This window comes from Pantoea conspicua (assembly GCF_002095315.1).
Taxonomy (GTDB): Bacteria; Pseudomonadota; Gammaproteobacteria; order Enterobacterales; family Enterobacteriaceae; genus Pantoea; species Pantoea conspicua.
Map to the genome: position 1 here is coordinate 1 of NZ_MLFN01000015.1, position 22,421 is coordinate 22,421.

17 protein-coding genes are annotated in these 22,421 nt (G+C 58.9%); 16 read left to right on the forward strand and 1 reads right to left on the reverse strand.

Annotated features, from left to right (window positions below; translation table 11 throughout):
• The 3 genes from nirB to cobA all read left to right on the forward strand — a co-directional run.
• Positions 1–2,398 (forward strand): nitrite reductase large subunit NirB (gene nirB / locus HA41_RS07665; RefSeq protein WP_094120268.1); only part of this gene is annotated, 2,398 nt, incomplete at its 5' end.
• Entirely contained in the window at positions 2,395–5,013 is a 2,619-nt protein-coding gene (locus HA41_RS07670; RefSeq protein WP_094120269.1) for a nitrate reductase, read from the forward strand. The genes nirB and HA41_RS07670, both read left to right, overlap by 4 nt.
• A complete protein-coding gene (gene cobA, locus HA41_RS07675; protein ID WP_094120270.1) occupies positions 5,010–5,828 on the forward strand; it encodes a uroporphyrinogen-III C-methyltransferase in 819 nt (272 codons plus the stop codon). Before HA41_RS07670 ends, cobA begins: the two co-directional genes overlap by 4 nt.
• Before the next feature lie 403 nt (positions 5,829–6,231).
• Here cobA and HA41_RS07680 read toward each other — a convergent pair whose 3' ends face one another.
• Entirely contained in the window at positions 6,232–7,044 is an 813-nt protein-coding gene (locus tag HA41_RS07680; protein ID WP_094120271.1) for a DeoR/GlpR family DNA-binding transcription regulator, read from the reverse strand.
• A 351-nt stretch (positions 7,045–7,395) separates the two neighbouring features.
• Between HA41_RS07680 and HA41_RS07685 the strand changes: the two genes are divergently transcribed.
• The 13 genes from HA41_RS07685 to spy all read left to right on the forward strand — a co-directional run bounded on the left by HA41_RS07685 (position 7,396) and on the right by spy (position 22,374).
• Positions 7,396–8,193: a GolD/DthD family dehydrogenase gene (locus tag HA41_RS07685; protein WP_094120272.1), complete on the forward strand. Its 798-nt coding sequence runs from the start codon at positions 7,396–7,398 to the stop codon at positions 8,191–8,193.
• 55 nt (positions 8,194–8,248) lie between these two features.
• Positions 8,249–9,184, forward strand: coding sequence for a D-ribose ABC transporter substrate-binding protein (locus HA41_RS07690; protein WP_094120273.1), 936 nt, complete (start codon positions 8,249–8,251; stop codon positions 9,182–9,184).
• 49 nt (positions 9,185–9,233) lie between these two features.
• Entirely contained in the window at positions 9,234–9,845 is a 612-nt protein-coding gene (locus HA41_RS07695; RefSeq protein ID WP_094120274.1) for a DUF2291 family protein, read from the forward strand.
• A gap of 10 nt (positions 9,846–9,855) precedes the next feature.
• Positions 9,856–11,388, forward strand: a complete 1,533-nt coding sequence (locus HA41_RS07700; RefSeq protein ID WP_094120275.1) for a sugar ABC transporter ATP-binding protein — start codon at positions 9,856–9,858, stop codon at positions 11,386–11,388.
• Between the two features lie 151 nt (positions 11,389–11,539).
• The gene (locus tag HA41_RS07705) at positions 11,540–12,607 is read left to right on the forward strand and encodes an ABC transporter permease (RefSeq protein ID WP_094120276.1); all 1,068 of its coding nucleotides are present in this window, start codon (positions 11,540–11,542) and stop codon (positions 12,605–12,607) included.
• 11 nt (positions 12,608–12,618) lie between these two features.
• A complete protein-coding gene (locus tag HA41_RS07710; RefSeq protein WP_094120277.1) occupies positions 12,619–13,416 on the forward strand; it encodes a glucose 1-dehydrogenase in 798 nt (265 codons plus the stop codon).
• 171 nt (positions 13,417–13,587) lie between these two features.
• Positions 13,588–15,039: a YchO/YchP family invasin gene (locus tag HA41_RS07715; protein WP_143807284.1), complete on the forward strand. Its 1,452-nt coding sequence runs from the start codon at positions 13,588–13,590 to the stop codon at positions 15,037–15,039.
• Positions 15,040–15,495: 456 nt separating this feature from the next.
• A complete protein-coding gene (locus tag HA41_RS07720) occupies positions 15,496–16,716 on the forward strand; it encodes an aspartate aminotransferase family protein (RefSeq protein ID WP_094120279.1) in 1,221 nt (406 codons plus the stop codon).
• Positions 16,713–17,744, forward strand: a complete 1,032-nt coding sequence (gene astA, locus HA41_RS07725; protein ID WP_094120280.1) for an arginine N-succinyltransferase — start codon at positions 16,713–16,715, stop codon at positions 17,742–17,744. The genes HA41_RS07720 and astA overlap by 4 nt, the downstream gene beginning before the upstream one ends.
• Entirely contained in the window at positions 17,741–19,210 is a 1,470-nt protein-coding gene (astD, locus tag HA41_RS07730; protein ID WP_094120281.1) for a succinylglutamate-semialdehyde dehydrogenase, read from the forward strand. Before astA ends, astD begins: the two co-directional genes overlap by 4 nt.
• Positions 19,207–20,535 (forward strand): N-succinylarginine dihydrolase, encoded by a 1,329-nt coding sequence (gene astB, locus HA41_RS07735; RefSeq protein WP_094120282.1) that lies wholly within the window; start codon positions 19,207–19,209, stop codon positions 20,533–20,535. Before astD ends, astB begins: the two co-directional genes overlap by 4 nt.
• A gap of 50 nt (positions 20,536–20,585) precedes the next feature.
• A complete protein-coding gene (gene astE / locus HA41_RS07740) occupies positions 20,586–21,581 on the forward strand; it encodes a succinylglutamate desuccinylase (protein WP_094120283.1) in 996 nt (331 codons plus the stop codon).
• A 295-nt stretch (positions 21,582–21,876) separates the two neighbouring features.
• Positions 21,877–22,374, forward strand: a complete 498-nt coding sequence (gene spy, locus HA41_RS07745) for an ATP-independent periplasmic protein-refolding chaperone Spy (RefSeq protein WP_094120284.1) — start codon at positions 21,877–21,879, stop codon at positions 22,372–22,374.
• The last annotated feature ends 47 nt before the right edge of the window (positions 22,375–22,421 follow it).

Here is a 22,421-nt window from a genome sequence, read left to right on the forward strand (position 1 = left end):
AGCGAATGCGCTGCGGCAACTGGGGCTGGAAACCCACGTGGTGGAGTTTGCGCCGCGCCTGATGGCGGTGCAGCTGGATGAGGGCGGCGCGTTAATGCTGCGTCAGAAGATCGAGGCGCTCGGCGTGACGGTACATACCGCAAAACAGACAGAGCAGATTGAGACCCGGGCTGACGGTAGCGTGCTGCTGCACTTTGCCGATGGCAGCAGCCTGCACAGCGATCTGGTGCTGTTCTCGGCGGGCATCCGACCGCGTGATGAACTGGCGCGTGATGCCGGGCTGATGCTCGGTCCGCGCGGCGGTATTGAGATTAACGATCATTGCCAGACCAGCGATGAAGCGGTCCACGCCATCGGCGAATGCGCGCTGTGGAACGGGCAGATTTTTGGTCTGGTGGCACCTGGCTATCAGATGGCACGGGTGCTGGCGGGCCATCTGGCGGCAGAACCCAGTGCGTTCAGCGGTGCAGACATGAGCACGAAGCTCAAGCTGCTGGGCGTCGAGGTGGCCTCGTTTGGTGATGCACAGGGGCGGTCCCCGGGCTGCCAGAGTTATCACTGGACGGACGGTCCAAAGGGCATTTACAAAAAAATCGTGATTTCTGCCGACGGCAGTCGGTTGCTGGGCGGCGTGCTGGTGGGTGACAGCAGCGATTACGCCACGCTGCTGCAGATGATGCTGAATGCGTTGCCGCTGCCTGCCGCGCCAGAGAGTCTGATCCTGCCGCAGCTGACGGGCGCACCGGCGAAAGCACCCGGCGTAGCCGCGCTGCCCGACAGTGCTCAGGTCTGCTCCTGTCATAACGTCAGCAAAGGCGATATCTGCGCCGCAGTGAAAAGTGGCTGCAGTGAGATGAGCAGCATTAAAAGCTGCACCAAAGCCGCCACCGGCTGCGGCGGTTGTTCCGCGCTGGTGAAACAGGTGATGGAATACCAGCTGTCGAACCTCGGCGTCGAGGTGAAGACGGATATCTGCGAGCACTTCCCCTGGTCGCGGCAAGCGCTTTATCACCTGATTCGGGTGGAAGGGATCAGAACCTTCGACGATCTGCTGGCGGCGCACGGCAAAGGCCACGGCTGTGAAGTGTGTAAACCGCTGGTGGCCTCGTTACTGGCCTCCTGCTGGAACGATTATCTGCTGCAACCGGCGCATCTGCCGCTGCAGGACACCAACGATCGCTACTTCGCCAACATCCAGAAAGATGGCACTTATTCGGTGGTGCCGCGCGTGCCAGCCGGTGAGATCACTCCGCAAGGCCTGATTGCCATTGGTGAAGTGGCGGCGCGTTACGATCTCTACACCAAAATTACCGGCGGGCAGCGCATCGATCTGTTCGGGGCGCGGCTCGAACAGCTTCCCGCTATCTGGCAGACGCTGCTGGATGCCGGCTTTGAAACCGGCCACGCCTACGGCAAATCGCTGCGCACCGTGAAGTCCTGCGTCGGCTCGACCTGGTGCCGCTACGGCGTACAGGATTCGACGGCATTCGCCATCGCGCTGGAGAATCGTTACAAGGGCCTGCGCGCCCCGCACAAGATCAAGATGGCGGTTTCCGGCTGCACCCGTGAGTGTGCCGAAGCACAGAGCAAAGATATCGGGGTGATCGCCACCGACAAGGGCTGGAACCTCTACGTCTGCGGCAATGGCGGCATGAAGCCGCGTCACGCCGATCTGTTCGCCAGCGATCTCGACGACGCCACCTTGCTGCGTTATGTCGATCGACTGCTGATGTTTTATATCCGTACCGCCGATCGTCTGCAGCGTACCAGCGTCTGGCTGGATAACCTGGAGGGCGGACTCGACTATCTGCGTCAGGTGGTGATCGACGATAGCCTCGGTCTGGCCGCCACCCTGGAGCAGGAGATGCAGCAGGTGGTGGAGGCTTACCAGTGCGAATGGCAGACCACGCTGGCCGATGCGTCACGCCTTGCGCTGTTTACTCCGACGGTCAACAGCGATCAACCGGATGAGAGTCTGTATTACAGCCGGGTACGCGGCCAGCGCCAGCCGGATGAAGCGACATCCCGGCCGGTGCTGCAACTGCCCGCTGAGCCCTGGAGCGCGGTCTGCGCCCTTGATGCGGTGCCACAGCAGGCGGGTATCGGGGCGCGGCTGGGCAGCGAGCGTATCGCCCTGTTCCGCTTTGGCGAGGCGCTTTATGCGCTGGAAGATCGCGAACCGGGCAGCGAAGCCAGCGTGTTATCGCGCGGTATCCTCGGTGATGTTGGCGGTGAGCCTGTGGTGATTTCGCCACTCTACAAGCAGCGTGTGCGTCTGCGGGACGGTCAGAGTCTGGATAATCCGCAGCATCAGTTACGCTGCTGGCCGGTGAAGCTGGAAGCGGGGCAGATCTGGCTGGCCAATCGCCCGATTAATCAGCTGGCGCAGGCATCATGAAGACCACCTGTCCCTATTGCGGCGTCGGCTGTGGCGTCTGCGTCACGCCGCAGGACAATCATCGGGCGCAGGTGACGGGCGATCCCCAGCATCCGGCCAACGCCGGGCGGCTGTGCGTTAAGGGCACAGCGTTAGGCGAGACGCTGACGCCACAGGGACGGTTGCTGACCGCGCAGGTCAACGGCCAGCCAGTGACGCTCGACGCAGCGCTGGATGCCGCGGCAGAGGGATTAAGAGAAGTGATGGATCGTTATGGTCCGCAGGCGGTGGCGTTTTATGGCTCCGGCCAGCTGCTGACCGAGGATTACTACGTCGCCAATAAGCTGATGAAGGGCTATATCGGCGCCGCCAATATCGATACCAATTCGCGGCTCTGTATGGCGTCGGCGGTGATGGGCTATAAGCGGGCGTTCGGTGCGGATGCGGTGCCCTGCTGTTATGAGGATCTGGAGCAGGCCGATCTGGTGGTGCTGGTCGGTTCCAATGCTGCCTGGGCGCATCCGGTGATCTGGCAGCGGCTGGCACAGGCGAAGCAGCAGCGCCCGGAAATGCGGATGGTGGTGATCGATCCGCGCCGCACCGCCAGTTGCGATCTGGCCGATCTGCATCTGCCGCTGCGTCCTGGCAGCGATACGCTGCTGTTTTCCGGTCTGCTGCGCTGGCTGGCAACGCAGGGCGGCATCGATCAGACGATGCTGCCCCATCTGAGCGGCGTGGAAGAGACCCTGGCGGCAGCAGAGCCGTGGGAGGTTGCGCACGTCGCCGCGCAGTGCGATCTGACACTCCAGCAGGTCACGGCGTTTTTTACGCTGTTCAGTGGCACCGATCGGGTACTGACGCTGTGGTGCATGGGGATTAATCAGTCGGTGACCGGCAGTGATAACAACCAGGCGATTCTCAATGCACACCTGTTAAGCGGCAAAATCGGCCGGACAGGCTGCGGCCCGTTTTCGCTGACCGGACAGCCAAATGCGATGGGCGGCCGTGAAGTGGGTGGGCTGGCCAATCAGCTGGCGGCGCACATGGGATTTGACCCGGCTGACTGTGATCGGCTGCAGCGTTTCTGGCGCAGTCCGACCATTGCCCGTCAGCCTGGTCTGACGGCGGTGGATCTGTTCCAGGCTATTGCGCGCGGCGAGGTGAAAGCAGTCTGGATTATGGGCACCAATCCGGCGGTGTCGATGCCTGAGGGCAATCGGGTGGCGCAGGCGCTGGCGGCCTGTCCGCTGGTGATTGTGTCGGACATCATGGCGCACACCGATACCAGTGCGTTTGCTGACATCCTGCTACCGGCCCAGGGCTGGGGCGAGAAAAATGGCACCGTGACCAATTCCGAACGGCGGATTTCGCGTCAGCGCGCCTTTGCCGCCGCGCCTGGCGATGCCCGTCCCGACTGGTGGTTGCTGGCCCAGGTGGCCCGGCGTTTAGGTTTTGATGGATTTGACTGGCAGCATCCGGCGGCGATTTTTCGTGAACACGCGGCGCTGTCGGGCTTTGAGAACGGCGGTCGGCGAGCGTTTGATATCAGCGCGCTGGCGCAGTTAAGTGATGCTGGCTGGGATGCGTTGCGTCCGGTTCAGTGGCCGGTGAACGCTGAACATCCCGAGGGTTGCGCCCGATTGTTTCGCGATCGGCGATTTTATCATCCTGATGGTAAGGCGCGACTGTGGGTGCCGGCAACGCCCGCGGTGATGTCACGCGAGGCGGCTTATCCGTTACTGATGAATACCGGACGGGTGCGCGATCAGTGGCATACCATGACCCGTACCGGGCTGGTGCCGCGGCTGATGCAGCATTGTGACGAACCCTTTGTGGCGCTTCATCCGGCCGATGCGGCCCGTTATGGGTTAACGGCAGGGGCGCTGGCGCGGGTGCAGTCGGTTGCGGGCTGGATCAGCGCCCGGGTGACGATTGATCGCGGCCTGCGGTGCGGAGAGCTGTTTGTGCCGATGCACTGGAACCGTCAGTTCAGTCAGCAGAGCCATGTCGATATGTTGGTCGCCGCACGAGGCTGCCCGTTTTCACAGCAACCGGCGCTGAAACAGACGCCGGTGCGGATTATGCCGTTGCCGGTGAGCTGGCAGGGCTGGTTATGGCAGCCCGCGGTGACGTCGCCAGCGGGATTACGTTACTGGGCGCGCTCACCCTACGCCGGGGTGCAGCGCTATGTGGTCGCGGGCGAGGGCGCGCCGGAAGCCTGGCTGGCTGCGCATAATGATCTCACCGGGTGTCAGTTGCAGGTCGCGGGCGGCAGCGGCAGTGATTATCGGGTGCTGGCATGGCGCGATGGCGTGCTGCAACGGGCGTTTTATGCCGGGGCCAGGTTGCCGGATGTCGATCACGATTTAGTCGCTGCCGCGTTTCAGGCTGCGCCGCCGGATGCGTTTCGGCGGCACCGGTTACTGGCAGGTCAGGCCGCGCAGGGCCAGGCGGCGGGGCGGATTATCTGCAGTTGCATGGCGGTTGGCGAACAGGCCATTTTGCAGGCGGTGGCGCAGGGTTGCAGGACGACCCAGGCGCTGGGTGAGAGGCTTAAATGCGGCACGCAGTGCGGTTCCTGCATTCCGGAACTGAAACAGCTGTTGCTTTCCGAATCGGTAACGGAGGAATCATGACGCTGGCCATTGAATCGCTGGATAAATTACTGACGCCACAGGGCGTTGTTCCGCAGCAGGGTGCAGTGTGGTTAGTCGGTGCCGGGCCGGGTGATGTTGAGTTGCTGACGGTGAAAGCGTTGCGGTTACTGCATTGCGCTGAGGTGGTGGTCTATGACCGGCTGGTGAGCGAGGCGGTGATGGCGGAAGTGCCGGAGAGCGCCTTGTGTATTGATGTTGGTAAGCAGCCTGGGCAGCACGGTCTGAAACAGGCGCAGATCAATCAGTTGCTGATCGATCTGGCATGCAGTGGCCGGGATGTTATCCGGCTGAAAGGCGGCGATCCCTTTATTTTTGGTCGTGGCGGAGAGGAGATGGTGAGTCTGCAGCAGGCCGGGATTCGTTGTGAAGTGGTGCCGGGGATTACTGCTGCGGTCGGCTGTGCGGCGGCCAGCGGTATTCCGTTGACGCACCGTGATTGTGCGCAGTCGTTGCGGCTGATTACCGGGCACGGGCGTAGCGGGGAGCCGCAACTCGATGCCGCCGCCGTGGCGGCGGGCAATCAGACACTGGTGTTTTATATGGGCCTGAGCTGGAGTGCCTCGATCAGTGCGCAACTGCAGGCTCAGGGGCGTGATGCAGAGACGCCGGTGGCGATCATTGAGAACGGCACCCGGCCGGATCAGCGGGTGTTGATTACCACGCTGGCCGGGCTGGCACAGACGGTAGCTCAGGAGAAGCCGGTGTCGCCGTCGCTGTTGCTGGTCGGTGAGGTGGTGCGTTATTACCGTGCTGATTTGCAGGTGGGTGCGCTGGCGCGCGTTGCCGCGTGTTGAGGTCAGGGAGGCGGGTGCGCCGGTGCGAGGGATTGCAACCGTGCGAGTGAGCGGGCTGTAAGTCAGGTGCAGTGGTCAGTCAGTGCCTGCCCGATCGCAAGGGGATCCCGCTTCCCTGCGGATTGGGCTCGCCATCCCTGGCTCGCACACCTTGCTCTTCGGGCAGGCACTGACTGCCCGATTGGCTGGAGTGTGCGTTTCAGGTAAAGGGCGGAGAGGCAAGCTGGCTGTAATGGTGCGGAGCGGGTAAGTTGTCAGGTGCGGCGGGTAGTAATCGTGCAATGAGCGGGCTGTGAGCCAGGTGCAGTAATCAGTCAGTGCCTGCTTCTGACGTTCAGCGTCGTGATCTCAACACAGACGCACCACATGTCGTTCTGATGACCCCCGCCGACGCTATTGTCGGTTACATTGCCCGCTTCATCGGCAGCGGTGCCACCAGCACCTTGACACCCAACGTTTCGAAAGCCCTGACCTGCGCCGGGCTGATGCCGCTATCGGTAATCAGATAGTGGATATTGCTCCAGTCACAGGGCAGCGCAAACATCGACACTTTATCAATCTTGCTGGAATCGGCCACCACATACACCGTACTGGCGGAGCGGATCATTGCCAGCTTGACCTTAATGTCCGTTTCGCTTGGAAAGCTCAGGCCGAGGCGCGGTGAGATGCAGGCGGTCGCCAGAAAGAGTTTTTCGGCTAACACATTTTCGAAAAAGCTGGCTGCTTTCTCGCCGGATGTCGACAGCGTCGGAAACTTAAAGGTGCCGCCGGTCAGCAGAATATTAATGCCGGGTTCGCCGCCCAGTTTTAGTGCGATATTCACTGCCGTGGTGACCACCGACAACCGGCGGATATGCGTCATGGCGTCGGTGATGGCGGTGGTGGTGGTACCGGAATCGAAAATCACCGTGTCGCCATTTTCGATATGCTGGGCTGCCAGTCGGCCAATCGCCTCTTTCTCTTCCAGATGGGTTTGCCGCTCAAGCAGCATCGCCCCGGTATTCTGTTTGCCAGTCATCAGGGTAGCACCCCCGTGGTAGCGCTGGACAAAGCCCTGTTTTTGCAGCATTCGCAGATCGCTGCGCAAGGTGGCTTCGGTCAGGCCAAAGGTCTCGGTCAGGGCTTTGACCGTGACGGTGCCATCCTCGCGAATCATCTCCAGAATTTTTTCGCGGCGTTGCTGCATATCAGCTAACTGCTCACTTTTGCTTTTCAATCGAAATGCTCCCTTTTCCAATCGCAGGGGTGTTCAGGCGAAGAAGGATCTGTCGCAGAGTTTAACGCGACGTTTTTATGAATGCGAGATAGCCCGTAACGACATTCATTTTCGAACGAAAGTTAACAACCGACAGGTCGTTGAATCATCCGCCTTTTCACTAATGCGATTCAGCACTTTTATTTCCGCATTGCAAGCCAGATCACGTCTTTTCAATAAGATAATCCCTGTCAGCAGGCAGATGGTCGAAATTTGATCTGCCCCACATATCATTTCTTTTCGATAGCTTATATTTTTGTTCGAAAATGATTGTGTCTGTAGCATCAGCAAAAAACTGAGGGGATAAGTGGGATGAGTGGTGAATATGACGTAAACCTGCGCTACGGCGTGGATACCGCGCTGAATCTGGCTGACAAAGTTGCGGTGGTGACCGGCGGTCTCGGTGGCATCGCGATGGCCACCAATGGCATGTTGCTGGAGAAAGGCGCACGTCTGGCGCTGCTCTATCCGCCGTTCGAGGCGGACAAGGTGGCCAGCCTTGAGGCGGAGTTTGCCGCCGATCGGGTGCGTTTTGTCTGCTGTGATGTCACTGACCCCGCTTCCGTTGCGACGGCCTTTGACCAGGTTATCGCCCACTACGGCCGCATCGATATTCTGGTGAACTGTGCCGGGTATGTGATGTTACAGCCGGTGATCGAGACCGATTTTGCCGAGTGGCAGAAGCAGATCGCCGTCAATCTCACTGGCCCTTTTCTCTGTTCACAGGCCGCAGCGCGCCTGATGATCGCGGCGGGGAACGGCGGAAAAATTATCAATATCGCCTCGCAGGCGGCCTCAATCGCCATTGATAACCACGTCGCTTACACCTCAGCCAAAGCGGGACTGCTCGGCATGACGAAGGTGATGGCGAAGGAGTTTGCGCCGCACCGCATCAACGTCAATACCCTTTCACCCACCGTGGTGCTGACGCCAATGGGCGAAAAAGCCTGGCGCGGCGAAAAGGGCGAGCAGATGAAGAAACTGATTCCGTTAGGCCGCTTTGCTTATACCGATGAGATTGCCGCCGCGGTGCTGTTTTTTGCCAGCAACGGCAGCGACATGATCACCGGCGCAGATTTGATGATCGATGGCGGATTTACCATCTGGTAAGGCTGCTTTGACACCCGGGAATCACCATCCAGTGATAACGATAAGAGAGAACATCATGAAAAACCGTACCCTGCTGTGCACCGCTGTGGCCGCCTGTCTGGTTTCGCATGCGGCATTCGCCGTCGAGAAAGGCACCATTATGATTCTGGTTAACTCACTCGATAACCCCTATTACGCCTCCGAAGCCAAAGGCGCCAACCTCAAAGCGCAGGCGCTGGGCTACAAAACTTCGGTGCTGTCGCACGGCGAAGATGTGAAGAAGCAGAGCGAACTGATCGACGCCGCTATCGGTAAAAAAGTGCAGGGCATCGTACTGGATAACGCTGACTCCACCGCCAGTGTGGCGGCGATCAAAAAAGCCAAAGATGCCGGTATTCCGGTGGTGTTGATCAACCGTGAAATTCCGGTGGATGACGTGGCGCTGGCGCAGATTACCCACAATAACTTCCAGGCCGGTTCTGACGTGGCCAACGTGTTTGTCGAGAAAATGGGTGAGAAGGGCAAGTACGCCGAGCTGACCTGTAACCTGGCCGACAATAACTGCGTGACGCGCTCCAAATCGTTCCATCAGGTGCTGGATCAGTACAGCGATATGCAGAGCGTGGCGCGTCAGGATGCCAAAGGGACGCTGATCGACGGCAAGCGGATCATGGACAGTATTCTGCAGGCGCACCCGGATGTGAAAGGGGTGATTTGCGGTAATGGACCGGTGGCACTGGGGGCCATTGCTGCCCTGAAAGCCGCCGGACGCAACGATGTGATTGTGGTGGGAATCGATGGCAGCAATGACGAACGGGATGCGGTGAAGGCCGGCACCCTGAAAGCCACGGTGATGTTACAGGCGCAGGCGATTGCGGCGCAGGGCGTGACCGACCTCGACAATTATATCCAGAAAGGGGCGAAACCGGAGAAACAGCGGGTGATGTTCCGCGGCATCCTGATAACGCCAGATAACGCCAGCGGCGTACAGGATTTCAACTTCAAATCGTAATTCACTCACCGCTGCCGCGCCTGCCTGAGCGGGCGCCAGGGAGAATAAGATGTCCGGAAGAGTCTGGCTGACGCTGGGGGTCCTGCTGCTGAGCGGCTGCCGAATTGTGTCGCAGCAACAGCTGGCCGAGCTGAAAAATCCCCCCAATCCACAGATGGCCAATATCGATCAGGTCTGGCAGCAAAAACTGGTACCACAGCTGACGGCCGAGGCGAAACCGCTGGCGGTGTTAATGAAGTCGCTGCAGTCAGCGAAAGATTTTGACAGCGCCTGCCAATCCTATGGCTATCGCAGCCAGGCGGAAAACCCGTGTGTATTTAGCGTGACGGTACGCGGTGAGGTTACCACGCTAAACACCACTTCCCGCAGTGGCAAGATGAGTGTCAGAGATGAATCAGGTGACACTGTCACGATTCAGGCCGGGCCGATCATCCGTGGCACCGCGCTGCGTGATGCCTATAAGGGCGCCAGCTATCAGGACTTTAACGATCAGGTGCTGTTTGGTGATTACGGCAAAGCGATTAATCAGCAGGCAGCCAGCCTGATGCAGAAATTCAAGCCGGGCGTGGGCGATAAGGTGACGGTCGTCGGCGTGTTCAGCAGCTGGGATATCCCGCAGTCGCTGCCGGATATCACCCCGGCGGCGATCAGCCGGCAATAAGGAGCGGAAGATGCAAGATCTTCAACCGCAGCAGAGCAGCGATGTGATCATCGAAACCCGCAACGTGTCGCGTCTCTATCCCGGCGTTACGGCGCTCGATCAGGTTAACTACCGGGTTTATCGCAATAAAGTCAACGTGCTGATTGGCGAAAACGGTGCCGGCAAATCAACCATGATGAAGATGCTGGCAGGGGTCGAAACGCCTTCATCCGGCGAGATTCTGCTGGACGGTAAGGTGGTATCGCTTAACTCCACCCATCAGGCAGAGAAGCAGGGCATCAGTATCATCTTTCAGGAGCTGAACCTGTTCCCCAACATGAACGTGATGGACAACATCTTTATTGCTAACGAGTTTTTCCAGCGCGGCGTGATCAACGAAAAATATCAGTATGCGCTGGCAAAGTCGCTGCTGGAACGGCTGGAGCTGGATGTTGACCCCTATTCGCCACTCGGTGAGCTGGGCATCGGTCATCAGCAGCTGGTGGAGATTGCCCGCGCACTCTCCAAGGACACCCGGGTTTTGATCATGGATGAGCCGACCAGCGCGCTGAGTCAGTCCGAAGTGAAAGTGCTGTTTAACGTGATCGATCAGCTCAAGCGGCGGGGCGTCACCATCATCTATATCTCGCACCGGCTGGAGGAGCTGATGGAGATTGGCGATCACATCACCATCTTCCGCGATGGACAGTTTATCAGTGAACGCGACGTGCGTGAGGCGAGCGTGCCGTGGATTATCGCCCAGATGGTGGGTGACAAGAAGAAGCAGTTCGATTACCAGGCGGCCCCGCAGGGGGAAACGGTATTGCAGGTTGACGGCTTAACCGCCCTGCACCAGAACGGCGGTTACACCCTGAATGACGTGACGTTTACCCTGCGCAAAGGCGAAGTGATTGGCATTTACGGATTGCTGGGTGCCGGGCGCACCGAACTGTTTAAGGGACTGATTGGCCTGATGCCGTGTCAGTCAGGTCAGGTGCAACTGGCGGGTAAAGATCTGGCGAAACGCAGCTTCCAGCAGCGGTTAAAAAGCGGTATCGCGCTGGTGCCGGAAGACCGCAAAGGGGAAGGCGTGGTGGAACTGATGTCGATTACCGCCAACATGACGCTCTCTGACCTCAGCCTGCGCGGTTTTCGCCACGCGCTGCGGCTGCTCAGGCCAGCTCAGGAGAATCAGCGGGTGAATGAGATGATTGGACATCTGTCGATCAAGGTCAGCGACGCTGAACTGCCGATCACCGCACTGAGCGGCGGCAACCAGCAAAAAGTGGTGCTGGGTAAAGCGCTGATGACCGGTCCAAAGGTGGTGCTACTGGATGAGCCAACGCGCGGGATCGACGTCGGCGCAAAAACCGATGTTTACCATCTGATTGGCAATCTGGCGCAACAGGGGCTGGCGGTGATGTTCTCCTCATCGGAACTGGATGAGGTGATGGCGCTGGCAGACCGCATTTTAGTGATGGCCGATGGCCGGATTACCGCCGATTTACCACGTGCGGTGGCAACGCGAGAACAACTGATTGCGGCATCAACCCCGCAGGATTAAGAGCCTGGTCCATCAGGCTATTTTATTTGTCAGTCTGAACCTGGGCTCTCACGTACTGCGTGTACGCCTGTTTGTACCGCGCTGTCCGTGTCCAGACTGCCTGCAACAATTACGCCTGGTGGGCCAGGCCCTAAGCTGGCCGGAGAACGTCATGAACCAAAAATATCTGCTCTATATGTACCTGCTCAAGGCGCGCACCTTTATTGCGCTGCTGATTGTGGTCGGCTTTTTCAGCGTGATGGTGCCGAACTTTCTGACACCGTCCAATCTGCTGATTATGACCCAGCATGTGGCGATCACTGGCCTGCTGGCGATTGGTATGACGCTGGTGATCCTCACCGGCGGTATCGATCTTTCAGTGGGGGCGGTGGCAGGCATCTGCGGCATGGTGGCGGGCGCACTGCTTACTAACGGCGTGCCGTTGTGGGGCGGGAATACGTTGTTCCTTAACGTGCCCGAAGTGATTCTGGTGGTGGCGATCTTTGGCGTGCTGGTGGGGTTCATCAACGGCACGGTGATTACCCGGCTGGGCGTGGCACCCTTTATCTGTACCCTTGGCATGATGTACGTGGCGCGAGGCGCGGCATTGCTGTTCAACGATGGCAGCACCTACGCCAATCTGGTCGGGCTGCCGCCGCTCGGCAATACCGGTTTTGCGCTGCTTGGCTCCGGCACGGTGCTGGGGGTTTATATCCCGATCTGGCTGATGATCGGTTTTCTGTTGCTCGGGCTCTACCTGACGCGCAAAACGCCGCTCGGGCGCTACATCTACGCTACAGGCGGTAATGAATCCGCGGCCCGGCTGGCGGGCGTACCGATCATCAAAGTCAAAGTATTTGTCTACGCTTTCTCTGGTCTGTGTGCCGGCCTGGTCGGGCTGGTGGTGGCCTCTCAGCTGCAGACGGCGCATCCGATGACCGGCAACATGTTTGAAATGGACGCGATTGGCGCCACGGTGCTGGGCGGCACGGCGCTGGCGGGCGGGCGCGGACGGGTTTCCGGTTCGATTATTGGCGCCTTCGTGATTGTCTTTCTGGCCGACGGCATGGTGATGATGGGCGTCAGCGATTTCTGGCAGATGGTGATTAAAGGGCTGGTGATTGTCACCGCGGTCGTCATTGACCAGTTCCAGCAGCGTCTGCAAAGCAAAGTGGTGCTGCTACGTCGCCATGAAAAGAAGTTACAGGCGGCACCGCTCTCTGATATTCGTCACAACTAACAGGAGTGTTTATGACCCGCGATTTTAGTGGAAAAACAGTGGTGATCACCGGTGCCTGTCGCGGCATTGGTGCCGGGATTGCAGCCCGCTTTGCCCGCGACGGCGCGAAGCTGGTCATGGTGTCCAATGCCGACCGCGTCTTCGCCACCGCTGAGCAGTTACAGCAGCACTATGGCAGTGAGATTCTGGCGCTACAGGTGGATGTCACCGATGAGGCTGCGGTGCAGCAGCTCTACCAGCAGGCTGCCGATCGCTTTGGCCAGATCGATGTCTCGATCCAGAATGCCGGCGTGATCACCATCGATCGCTTCGATACGATGCCGAAAAGTGATTTTGAGAAGGTGCTGGCGGTAAATACCACCGGCGTCTGGCTCTGCTGTCGCGAAGCGGCGAAGTATATGGTAAAGCAGCGCAGCGGCAGTCTGATCAATACCTCATCGGGACAGGGCCGGCAGGGCTTTATCTACACGCCGCACTACGCCGCCAGCAAAATGGGGGTGATTGGCATTACTCAGAGCCTGGCGCTGGAACTGGCACCCTGGCACATCACGGTCAACGCTTTCTGTCCCGGCATTATTGAGAGTGAGATGTGGGATTACAACGACCGCGTCTGGGGAGAAATTCTCAGTACCGATCAGAAAACCTATGCGAAAGGCGAACTGATGGCGGAGTGGGTGCAAAATATTCCACTGAAACGCGCCGGTCAGCCTGAGGATGTCGCCGGTCTGGTGGCCTTTCTGGCATCTGATGATGCGCGTTACATCACCGGCCAGACGATTAATGTTGATGGCGGGTTGATCTTCTCCTGATGGTGCGCATTCACACCAGGCTTGCTGCGGCAGGCCTTTTTTTGCGTCAGATTTTTCTGGCATATACACAATTTGCCACCTCTGTCCTGTATCGCCGTCACAATATGTTAAGGTAAAGGCACGTTATTTTTCATCCGCTGCCGCTGAACCTTAATCCGAATGCCTGGTGACATGATACGAAAAACAGTGATTCTTTCTTTGATCGCACCGGTACTGCTGACTGTGCAGACCGCTCACGCGCTCCAGACCGAAACACGGGTGTCCGGGACGCCATTTGACGATCCTGCTCGTTATCGTCAGTCGCTGGACGCGCTGCCGACGCTGGGCAGCAGCGCTGAGCAGGATGAAGAGTGGAGCAAAAAGCTGGCGGCGATTGCCAAAAGTATTGGTGAAGCGAGTAACAACAGTGACAGTGACGTCTCCTTTGGTCAGCAGGCTGGCGTCTGGGCATTTAATCATCTGCGTGATGAGGTGGCCGATCGGGTGGAGAGCGAAGGGCAGTCACTGCTTTCCCCTTACGGCACAGCACAGCTCGATCTGATGGTGGACATGAACGGTAACTTTACCGGCACCGGTGGCGATCTGTTCAGTGCGCTGGCCGATGAGAACAGCCTGCTCACCTTCAGCCAGCTGGGAATACACGACACCGGAGACGGTCTGGTGGGAAACGCCGGGCTGGGGCAACGCTGGGACGCAGGCAACTGGCTGCTGGGCTACAACGGTTTTGTCGATCGTATTTTCAGCAGCGGCCTGCAGCGTGCCTCGCTGGGTACCGAGGCCTGGAGCGACAATCTGCGCCTGTCCGCCAACTACTATATGCCGCTGTCAGGCTGGAAAAATCTCGGTGATACCCAGCAGCAGCGCATGGCGCGCGGCTATGACATCACCAGCCAGAGCTATCTGCCGTTCTATCGTCAGCTTGGCGTCTCGGTGAGTTACCAGCAATATCTGGGCGAAAATGTCGATCTGTTTAACAGCGGCAACCGCTACCATAATCCCTCCGCGATGGCGTTTGGCCTCTCCTATACGCCGGTGCCGCTGGTGACCCTGTCGGCGACCCATAAAACCAGCAGTGCCGGAGAAAGCCAGGATCAGCTCGGCCTGAAGCTCAATTACCGCTTCGGTGTGGCGCTGAGCCGCCAGCTGGATGCCAGTAACGTTGCCGAAGCGCACTCGCTGCGCGGCAGTCGTTACGATATCGTGACCCGCAGCGATACGCCGGTGCTCTCATTCCGCCAGCGCAAAACCCTGTCCGTGTTCCTCGCAACGCCGCCGTGGCAATTGAACGCCGGTGAAAGTCTGCCGCTCAAGCTACAGGTGCGTGCCAGCAATCCGATTAAAGCGGTCAGCTGGCAGGGCGATACCCAGGCGCTGAGCCTGACGCCGCCCGCCGATAACGCCGATCCGCAGGGCTGGAGCGTCATTTTACCGCAGTGGGATGATTCACCAGGCGCCAGCAACGAATACCGGCTGTCAGTCACGCTGGAAGACAACAAGCAGCAGCGCGTGACCTCAAACTGGATCACCCTGAAAATCCAGCCGCCGATGGCGATAGACCCACCGTCACCGGATGAGCGTTACGACCTGATGGCACCGGTCGGCGTTTCGGGTGTGGCGCTGTAGCATACTGTCCCGGCAACGTTATCATCAGCGCGTAATACTCAGGCGTTAATAGAAAAGCGCGTCTATCTGTCCCCTCTGGTCTGACACTACCCCTGCTCAATCCCTTCGACTGCACCGTTATGAAGCGTTTTGCGCCATAACGGAGCGGGGGGCGACCTTTTTTGGACAGATAATTTATCAGCGATCACAAAAGCGATATTTCCTGCCATAAATGCATAATTCTGCTGATTAAAACCCGGCCTTGCCGCTGCGATAAGACAATTATTCACTATATATGCAAAATAAGTGAATATTGTCAGTGCCTAACTTATTGATAATCCGTTTGGAAGACGATTTTATGCATTAATCTACTTGGCTGGCACGCTATCTGCACTCTACAGTAGGGCTGCTTCACAACATCCTTTAACAATTTTAAAACAAAAGATTTACCCAGCCGGGTAAGCAGGAGAGTCGGTTATGTCACTGCAGGTTTCGCGTCACGATTTCGATCAATGGATGATGCCGGTGTATGCGCCCGCCACCTTTGTGCCGGTTCGCGCTGAAGGGTCAACCGTCTGGGATCAGAACGGCAAGGATTATATCGATTTCGCCGGTGGCATTGCCGTCAATGCGTTAGGCCATGCGCATCCGGCATTACAGCAGGCGTTGCAGGAACAAGCCGCACGTTTATGGCATACCGGCAACGGTTACACCAATGAGCCGATTCTGCGTCTGGCTAAGCAGCTGATCGACGCCACCTTTGCTGACCGGGTGTTCTTCTGTAACTCCGGTGCTGAGGCGAACGAAGCCGCGCTGAAGCTGGCGCGCAAAGTGGCGCACGATCGCTTTGGCACGGCTAAAAGCGGTATTGTTGCCTTTAATAATGCCTTTCACGGTCGCACGCTGTTTACCGTTTCGGCTGGCGGTCAGCCCGCCTATTCAAAAGATTTTGCGCCGTTGCCGCCAGATATCCAGCATGCGCCGTTCAACGATCTGGCCGCCGCAGCCGCACTGATTAACGACAATACCTGTGCCGTGATCGTCGAACCGATTCAGGGCGAAGGCGGCGTGGTACCGGCTGAACCGTCCTTTCTGCGTGGCCTGCGTGAACTGTGCGATAAGCACAACGCTGTGCTGATTTTTGACGAAGTGCAAAGCGGCGTTGGCCGCACCGGTTCGCTTTACGCCTATATGCACTACGGCGTGACGCCAGACGTGCTGACCAGCGCGAAAGCGCTCGGCGGCGGCTTCCCGATTGGGGCGATGCTGACGCGTGAAGATCTCGCCCTGGTGATGGGCGTCGGTACGCACGGCACCACCTACGGCGGCAACCCGCTGGCCGGCGCGGTGGCGGGAAAAGTGATGGAGCTGATCAATCAACCGGCCCTGATGGCGGGCGTGACCGAGCGTCACCAGTGGATCGTCGCGGCACTTAATGAGATCAATCAACGGCTGCATCTGTTTAAAGAGGTGCGCGGTCTGGGTCTGCTGATTGGTGCGGTTCTGAGTGACGATTTCGCCGGCAAAGCGAAGCAGATCAATCTCGCGGCGGCTGAAATGGGCGTGATGGTGCTGATTGCCGGAGCCAGTGTGGTGCGTTTCGCGCCGGCGCTCAACATCAGTGAGCAGGAGGTGAAGCTGGGCATGGCGCGCTTCGCCGAGGTGTGTGAAAGCCTGGTACGAGGGTCCGCATCATGATGGTGATCCGTCCGGTTGAACGCGACGACCTGAGCCAGCTGCTGGCGCTGGCCGGTAAAACCGGCGGCGGGCTGACCTCGCTGCCGGTAGATAGCGCCACGTTGCAGGCGCGTATCGATCGATCGCTGCAAACCTGGCAGGATACGCTGCCGCGCGCTGAGCAGGGCTACGTGTTTGTGCTGGCCGACAGTGAGGACAATCGTGCCGTGGGCATTTGCGCCATCGAAGTGGCGGTCGGCCTGCAGGACCCCTGGTATAACTTCCGGGTCGGTACCCAGGTACACGCCTCTAAAGAGCTGAATGTCTATGCCGCGCTGCCTACGCTGTCGCTGAGTAATGACCATACCGGCAGCAGTGAGCTGTGTACGCTGTTTCTCGACCCGGACTACCGCGACGGCAAAAACGGCTATCTGCTGTCGAAGTCGCGTTTTCTGTTTATGGCCAACTTCCGCGAGCGCTTCATGGATCGGGTGGTGGCAGAGATGCGTGGCGTCAGCGATGAGCAGGGGCATTCGCCGTTCTGGGAGAGCGTGGGCAGCCGGTTCTTCTCGATGGAGTTCAGCAAAGCGGACTTCCTGAGCGGTACCGGTCAGAAATCCTTTATCGCCGAGCTGATGCCAAAACATCCCCTTTATATCCACTATCTGTCGCCAGAGGCACAGGCGGTGATTGGCCAGGTGCATCCCAAAACTGCGCCAGCCCGCGCCGTGCTGGAGGCGGAAGGTTTCCGCTACCTCAACTATGTCGACATCTTTGACGGCGGCCCGACGCTGGAGTGCGACATTGATCGCATCCGGGCGGTACGCAAAAGCCGCCTGCGCTGCGCTGAACGGGGCGAAAATCGCCACGATGCGCCGCTGTGTCTGGTCGCTAACAACAATTATCGCCAGTTCCGCGTGGCACTGATACCGGCCAGGGCTGACAGTGACTGCGTGCACCTGACGGATGAACAGATGCGGGCGCTGCACTGCCAGCCGGGTGATAGCCTGCGCGTCGTACCGCTTTGCAGTGAGGAGAAAAAAACATGACCCACCTGATTAATGGACAATGGCTGCGCGGCGAAGCAGAGGCTCTGGTCAAAACTGACCCGGTGAGTGGCGACACGCTGTGGCAGGGTGTGGCAGCCTCGCCAGCCCAGGTCAGCGTCGCCTGTGAGGCGGCACGCGCGGCCTTTCCCGACTGGGCCAGACGTCCGTTTGCCGAGCGTCAGGCGACGGTAGAAAAGTTTGCCGCACAGCTGGAGGCAAACAAAGCTGAGCTGGCGGAAACCATCGCCCGCGAAACCGGCAAGCCACGCTGGGAGGCGCTGACTGAAGTCGGCGCGATGATCAATAAAATTGCCATTTCGGTGAAGGCGTATCACAGCCGAACCGGCGAACAGGCGGAAGGCGAGAGCAGCCTGCGCCATCGTCCGCACGGCGTGCTGGCGGTGTTTGGTCCCTATAATTTCCCCGGCCATCTGCCGAACGGCCACATTGTTCCGGCGCTGCTGGCTGGTAACTGCGTGGTATTCAAACCCAGCGAGCTAACGCCGCTGACGGCTGAGAAAACCGTGCAGCTCTGGCTGGCGGCTGGTCTGCCAGCCGGTGTGCTGGCGCTGCTGCAGGGCGGCCGGGAAACCGGTCAGGCGCTGGCGGCGGATAGCCAGATAGATGGTCTGCTGTTTACCGGCAGCGCGCATACCGGCTATCAGTTGCACCGCCAGTTTGCCGGGCAGCCTGAAAAGATGCTGGCGCTGGAGATGGGCGGCAACAATGCGCTGATTGTTGAAGACCCGGCCGATATTGACGCCGCGGTGCACATTGCGTTGCAGTCGGCGTTCATTACCGCCGGTCAGCGCTGCACCTGTGCCCGTCGCCTGCTGGTGAAACGCGGCGCAGCGGGCGATGCGTTTCTACACCGTCTGGTGGAGGTCGCGGCTCGCTTGCAGCCGGGTGCCTGGAACGCTGAGCCGCAGCCGTTTATGGGCAGCGTTATTTCGACCGGCGCGGCGGAAAAGATTTTCGGTGAATGGCAACAGCGCGTGACGGCGGGCGGCAAGGTGCTGCTGGCGATGCGCTGGCCGGATCGCCACAGCGCACTGCTGACACCCGGCATCATCGATTTAACCGATGTCGCGGGCGTGGCGGATGAAGAGGTGTTTGGTCCGCTGCTGGGTGTGATTCGCTATGACAATTACGATCAGGCTATCCGGCTGGCCAATCAGACGCGCTACGGTCTGTCGTGCGGGCTGATTTCGCCATCCCGCGCGCAGTTTGAACAGCTATTGCTTGAGGCGAGAGCGGGTATCGTTAACTGGAATAAACCGCTGACCGGAGCGGCCAGCACTGCACCGTTTGGCGGCATTGGTGCGTCAGGTAACCATCGCGCCAGCGCCTGGTACGCCGCCGATTATTGCGCCTGGCCGATGGCCTCGCTGGAGACGGCGGATCTCACTCTGCCTGCCACACTGTCGCCGGGGCTCGATTTTTCACCTCAGGGAGCGGCGAAATGAGTGCCGTGGAAGCAAACTTTGATGGACTGGTGGGCTTAACCCACCATTACGCCGGGCTGTCGTTTGGGAATGAGGCTTCGACCCGCAATCAGCTGCAGCCGTCGAATCCCCGGCTGGCGGCGAAGCAGGGTCTGCTGAAGATGAAAGCGCTGGCGGATATGGGCTATCTGCAGGGCGTCATTCCGCCGCATGAGCGGCCCAACATCGGCGCGTTGCGACAGTTAGGCTTCAGCGGCAGCGATGAACAGGTGCTGGCCCACGCCGGTAAAACCGCACCGGGTTTACTCTCGGCCGCCAGTTCCGCTTCAGCAATGTGGGTGGCGAATGCAGCCACGGTCTCGCCGTCGGCTGACAGTGGCGATGGCCGGGTCCATCTGACTGTGGCTAACCTTAACAATAAATTTCATCGGGCGATGGAAGCGCCGGAGACCGCGTTACTGTTGCGCGCCATCTTCCGCGATAGTCGCCACTTTAGCGTGCATGATGCCTTGCCGCAGGTGGCGATGTTTGGCGATGAGGGGGCGGCCAACCATAACCGGCTCGGCGGCGCTTACGGTGAGCCGGGAGTGCAGCTGTTTGTTTATGGTCGTGACAGCAGCCATGAAGGCAGGGCGCCGCAGCGTTACCCGGCCCGACAGACGCGCGAAGCCAGTGAAGCGGTGGCGCGCCTGCATCAGCTCTCGTCCGATCAGGTGATATTTGCGCAGCAAAACCCGGCCGTTATCGATCAGGGCGTGTTTCACAATGACGTCATAGCCGTGAGTAATCAGCACATGCTGTTTTGTCACCAGCAGGCATTTGTCGACCAGCCTGCTTTACTGGCCCGGCTTCAGGCGCGGGTGCCGGGATTCGTGGCGCTGGAAGTGCCGGAAAATCGGGTATCGGTGAAAGACGCGGTTAATACCTATCTGTTCAACAGCCAGCTGCTGAGCCAGCCTGACGGCAGTATGCTGCTGGTGCTGCCGGAAGAGTCGCGTCAGCACACGGGCGTCTGGGACTATTTGTGCGAACAGGTGGAGAGCGATGGCCCGCTCAAGGCATTGAAGGTGTTTGATCTGCGTGAAAGCATGTATAACGGAGGCGGGCCAGCCTGTCTGCGTTTGCGGGTGGTGCTGACGCCCCAGGAGCAGCAGGCAGTGAATCCTGCCGTGATAATGAACGATCGGCTGTTTGCCCGGCTGAATCAATGGGTTGATCGCCACTATCGTGATCGCCTGACCCAGGCCGATCTGGTCGATCCGCAGTTACTGCGCGAAGGACGTGAAGCGCTGGATGAATTAACGAAGCTGCTAGACTTAGGAAATGTGTATGCATTTCAGCAGTGAAGGGCGTGGCAGCAGCGGCTGCCGCTCGCTTCAGGCTCAAAGGAGGAACGATGCAGGACTTTTTACAGCAAACGCTGTCCGGCGAGGCGCCGCGTAAGCGTAGTGGTGAAACGGCGCATCTTCGCTGGCAGTGGTTGTATCACGGCATCCTGTTAATGGAACCGACGGTGCAGGTTAAACAGGCGCTGGTATTGTCAGCCGGTATTCATGGTAATGAAACCGCGCCGGTCGAAATTCTCAACCAGGTGATTAATCCGCTGTTGCGGGGCGAGAAGCCGCTGCAGCAGCGGATGCTGGTGATCCTCGGCAATCCCTCGGCGCTACGCACCGGCAAACGCTACGTTCGCTATGATATTAACCGGCTGTTTGGCGGCCGCTGGCAGCAGATTGATGACGGCGACGAAGCCCGTCGCGTGTTGCGGCTGGAGCAGACACTGGAAACCTTCTGGCAGGTGGGCGAATGCGACGAGACACGCTGGCACCTCGATATGCACACCGCGATTCGCGGTTCCTATCATCCGCGCTTTGGCGTGATGCCGCACAATGAACGTCCGTGGCCGTCTGAGTTTCTCGACTGGCTGGCAGCGGCCGGTCTGGAAGCGCTGGTATTCCACCGTTCGCCGGGCGGTACCTTTACCCATTTTAGCTGCGAACACTTTGGCGCGGCCAGCTGTACGCTGGAGCTGGGGAAAGCGCTGCCGTTTGGCGCGAACGATCTCACGCAGTTCAGCGCGACACAGCAGGCGCTGGCGGCCTTGCTGTATGGCGATGCGCTGCCACCGGCGACCTCCACACCGCGTCACTATCGGGTGGCGCAGCAGATTACCCGGCTGAGTGAACATTTCCAGCTTCATATGTCACCGGAAACGCTGAACTTCACCGCGTTTCCGCAGGGCACGCTGCTGGCGGAGGACGGTGAGACCCGTTATTACGTTCAGCAGGCGCGCGAGTATGTTCTGTTTCCTAATCCCAATGTCGCTGCTGGCCTGCGCGCCGGGTTGATGCTGATTGAAGAGGGCGAACAAACTCAGGCGCTGCCGATCTGACGTCGATTAAATTCAGCGAAAACAGGCGGGAGTTTTGCTTCCGCTTTCCTGTAGTTCCCCTTACACTCCCCCGCACACCTCTCCATTATTTCTGCCAGATTCGCTTTAAATTCATAAACTTTTGCAATTCCTCACGCCTTTCTTCGCATTCTCTTCATGATTGCCGGATTTTTGTCTTTTATGCTTTCACGGCTTTACTCAGCCTCTGAGTAGTTGACGTTCAGCATCGTATGCTTGTTTCCGAAGACGCGACAGAGTGCTGTCGTCATAATCCCGAATCAATAAGGACACTATTATGCGCAAACTGACTTCCCTGTTACTGGCTTCTTCACTGGCATTTGGCGCGGCCAGCGCCGTTCACGCCGCTGCTGATAACCTGACGCCACCGCCAGCCGGCAGTGAAAAAGCGATGCATAAACCGCCAATGCGTCACGGCGGCATGGAGATGATGTTTAAAGGTCTGAACCTGACCGACGCACAAAAAACCCGGATGCGTGACATCATGAAAGAGAGCCACAAAGAGATGAAACGTCCGTCGCTGGAAGAGCGCCGTGCGATGCACAGCATTGTTGCCGCTGACAGCTTCGATCAGAGCAAAGCTGAAGCGCAGGCGGAAAAAATGACCGCCAATGCGAAAGAGCATGCGCTGAAAATGCTGGAAACCCAGAACAAACTCTATAACGTGCTGACACCAGAGCAGAAGAAGCAATACAACGCCAACTTCGAGAAGCGTCTGACCGAGAAACGTCCGCACGATGACAAAATGGCACCGCCAGCCGCACCCGCTGAATAATTTTCGTTAAGCGAACGGTCTGAGACCGCCGGCCCTGCCCACTGACA

Excerpts from the sequence above, each read along its gene's own strand:
- HA41_RS07670 (WP_094120269.1), top strand. The coding sequence starts at position 2,395 with ATGAAGACCACCTGTCCCTATTGCGGCGTCGGCTGTGGCGTCTGCGTC.
- cobA (WP_094120270.1), top strand. The coding sequence starts at position 5,010 with ATGACGCTGGCCATTGAATCGCTGGATAAATTACTGACGCCACAGGGC.
- HA41_RS07685 (WP_094120272.1), top strand. The coding sequence starts at position 7,396 with ATGAGTGGTGAATATGACGTAAACCTGCGCTACGGCGTGGATACCGCG.
- HA41_RS07690 (WP_094120273.1), top strand. The coding sequence starts at position 8,249 with ATGAAAAACCGTACCCTGCTGTGCACCGCTGTGGCCGCCTGTCTGGTT.
- HA41_RS07695 (WP_094120274.1), top strand. The coding sequence starts at position 9,234 with ATGTCCGGAAGAGTCTGGCTGACGCTGGGGGTCCTGCTGCTGAGCGGC.
- HA41_RS07700 (WP_094120275.1), top strand. The coding sequence starts at position 9,856 with ATGCAAGATCTTCAACCGCAGCAGAGCAGCGATGTGATCATCGAAACC.
- HA41_RS07705 (WP_094120276.1), top strand. The coding sequence starts at position 11,540 with ATGAACCAAAAATATCTGCTCTATATGTACCTGCTCAAGGCGCGCACC.
- HA41_RS07710 (WP_094120277.1), top strand. The coding sequence starts at position 12,619 with ATGACCCGCGATTTTAGTGGAAAAACAGTGGTGATCACCGGTGCCTGT.
- HA41_RS07715 (WP_143807284.1), top strand. The coding sequence starts at position 13,588 with ATGATACGAAAAACAGTGATTCTTTCTTTGATCGCACCGGTACTGCTG.
- HA41_RS07720 (WP_094120279.1), top strand. The coding sequence starts at position 15,496 with ATGTCACTGCAGGTTTCGCGTCACGATTTCGATCAATGGATGATGCCG.
- astA (WP_094120280.1), top strand. The coding sequence starts at position 16,713 with ATGATGGTGATCCGTCCGGTTGAACGCGACGACCTGAGCCAGCTGCTG.
- astD (WP_094120281.1), top strand. The coding sequence starts at position 17,741 with ATGACCCACCTGATTAATGGACAATGGCTGCGCGGCGAAGCAGAGGCT.
- astB (WP_094120282.1), top strand. The coding sequence starts at position 19,207 with ATGAGTGCCGTGGAAGCAAACTTTGATGGACTGGTGGGCTTAACCCAC.
- astE (WP_094120283.1), top strand. The coding sequence starts at position 20,586 with ATGCAGGACTTTTTACAGCAAACGCTGTCCGGCGAGGCGCCGCGTAAG.
- spy (WP_094120284.1), top strand. The coding sequence starts at position 21,877 with ATGCGCAAACTGACTTCCCTGTTACTGGCTTCTTCACTGGCATTTGGC.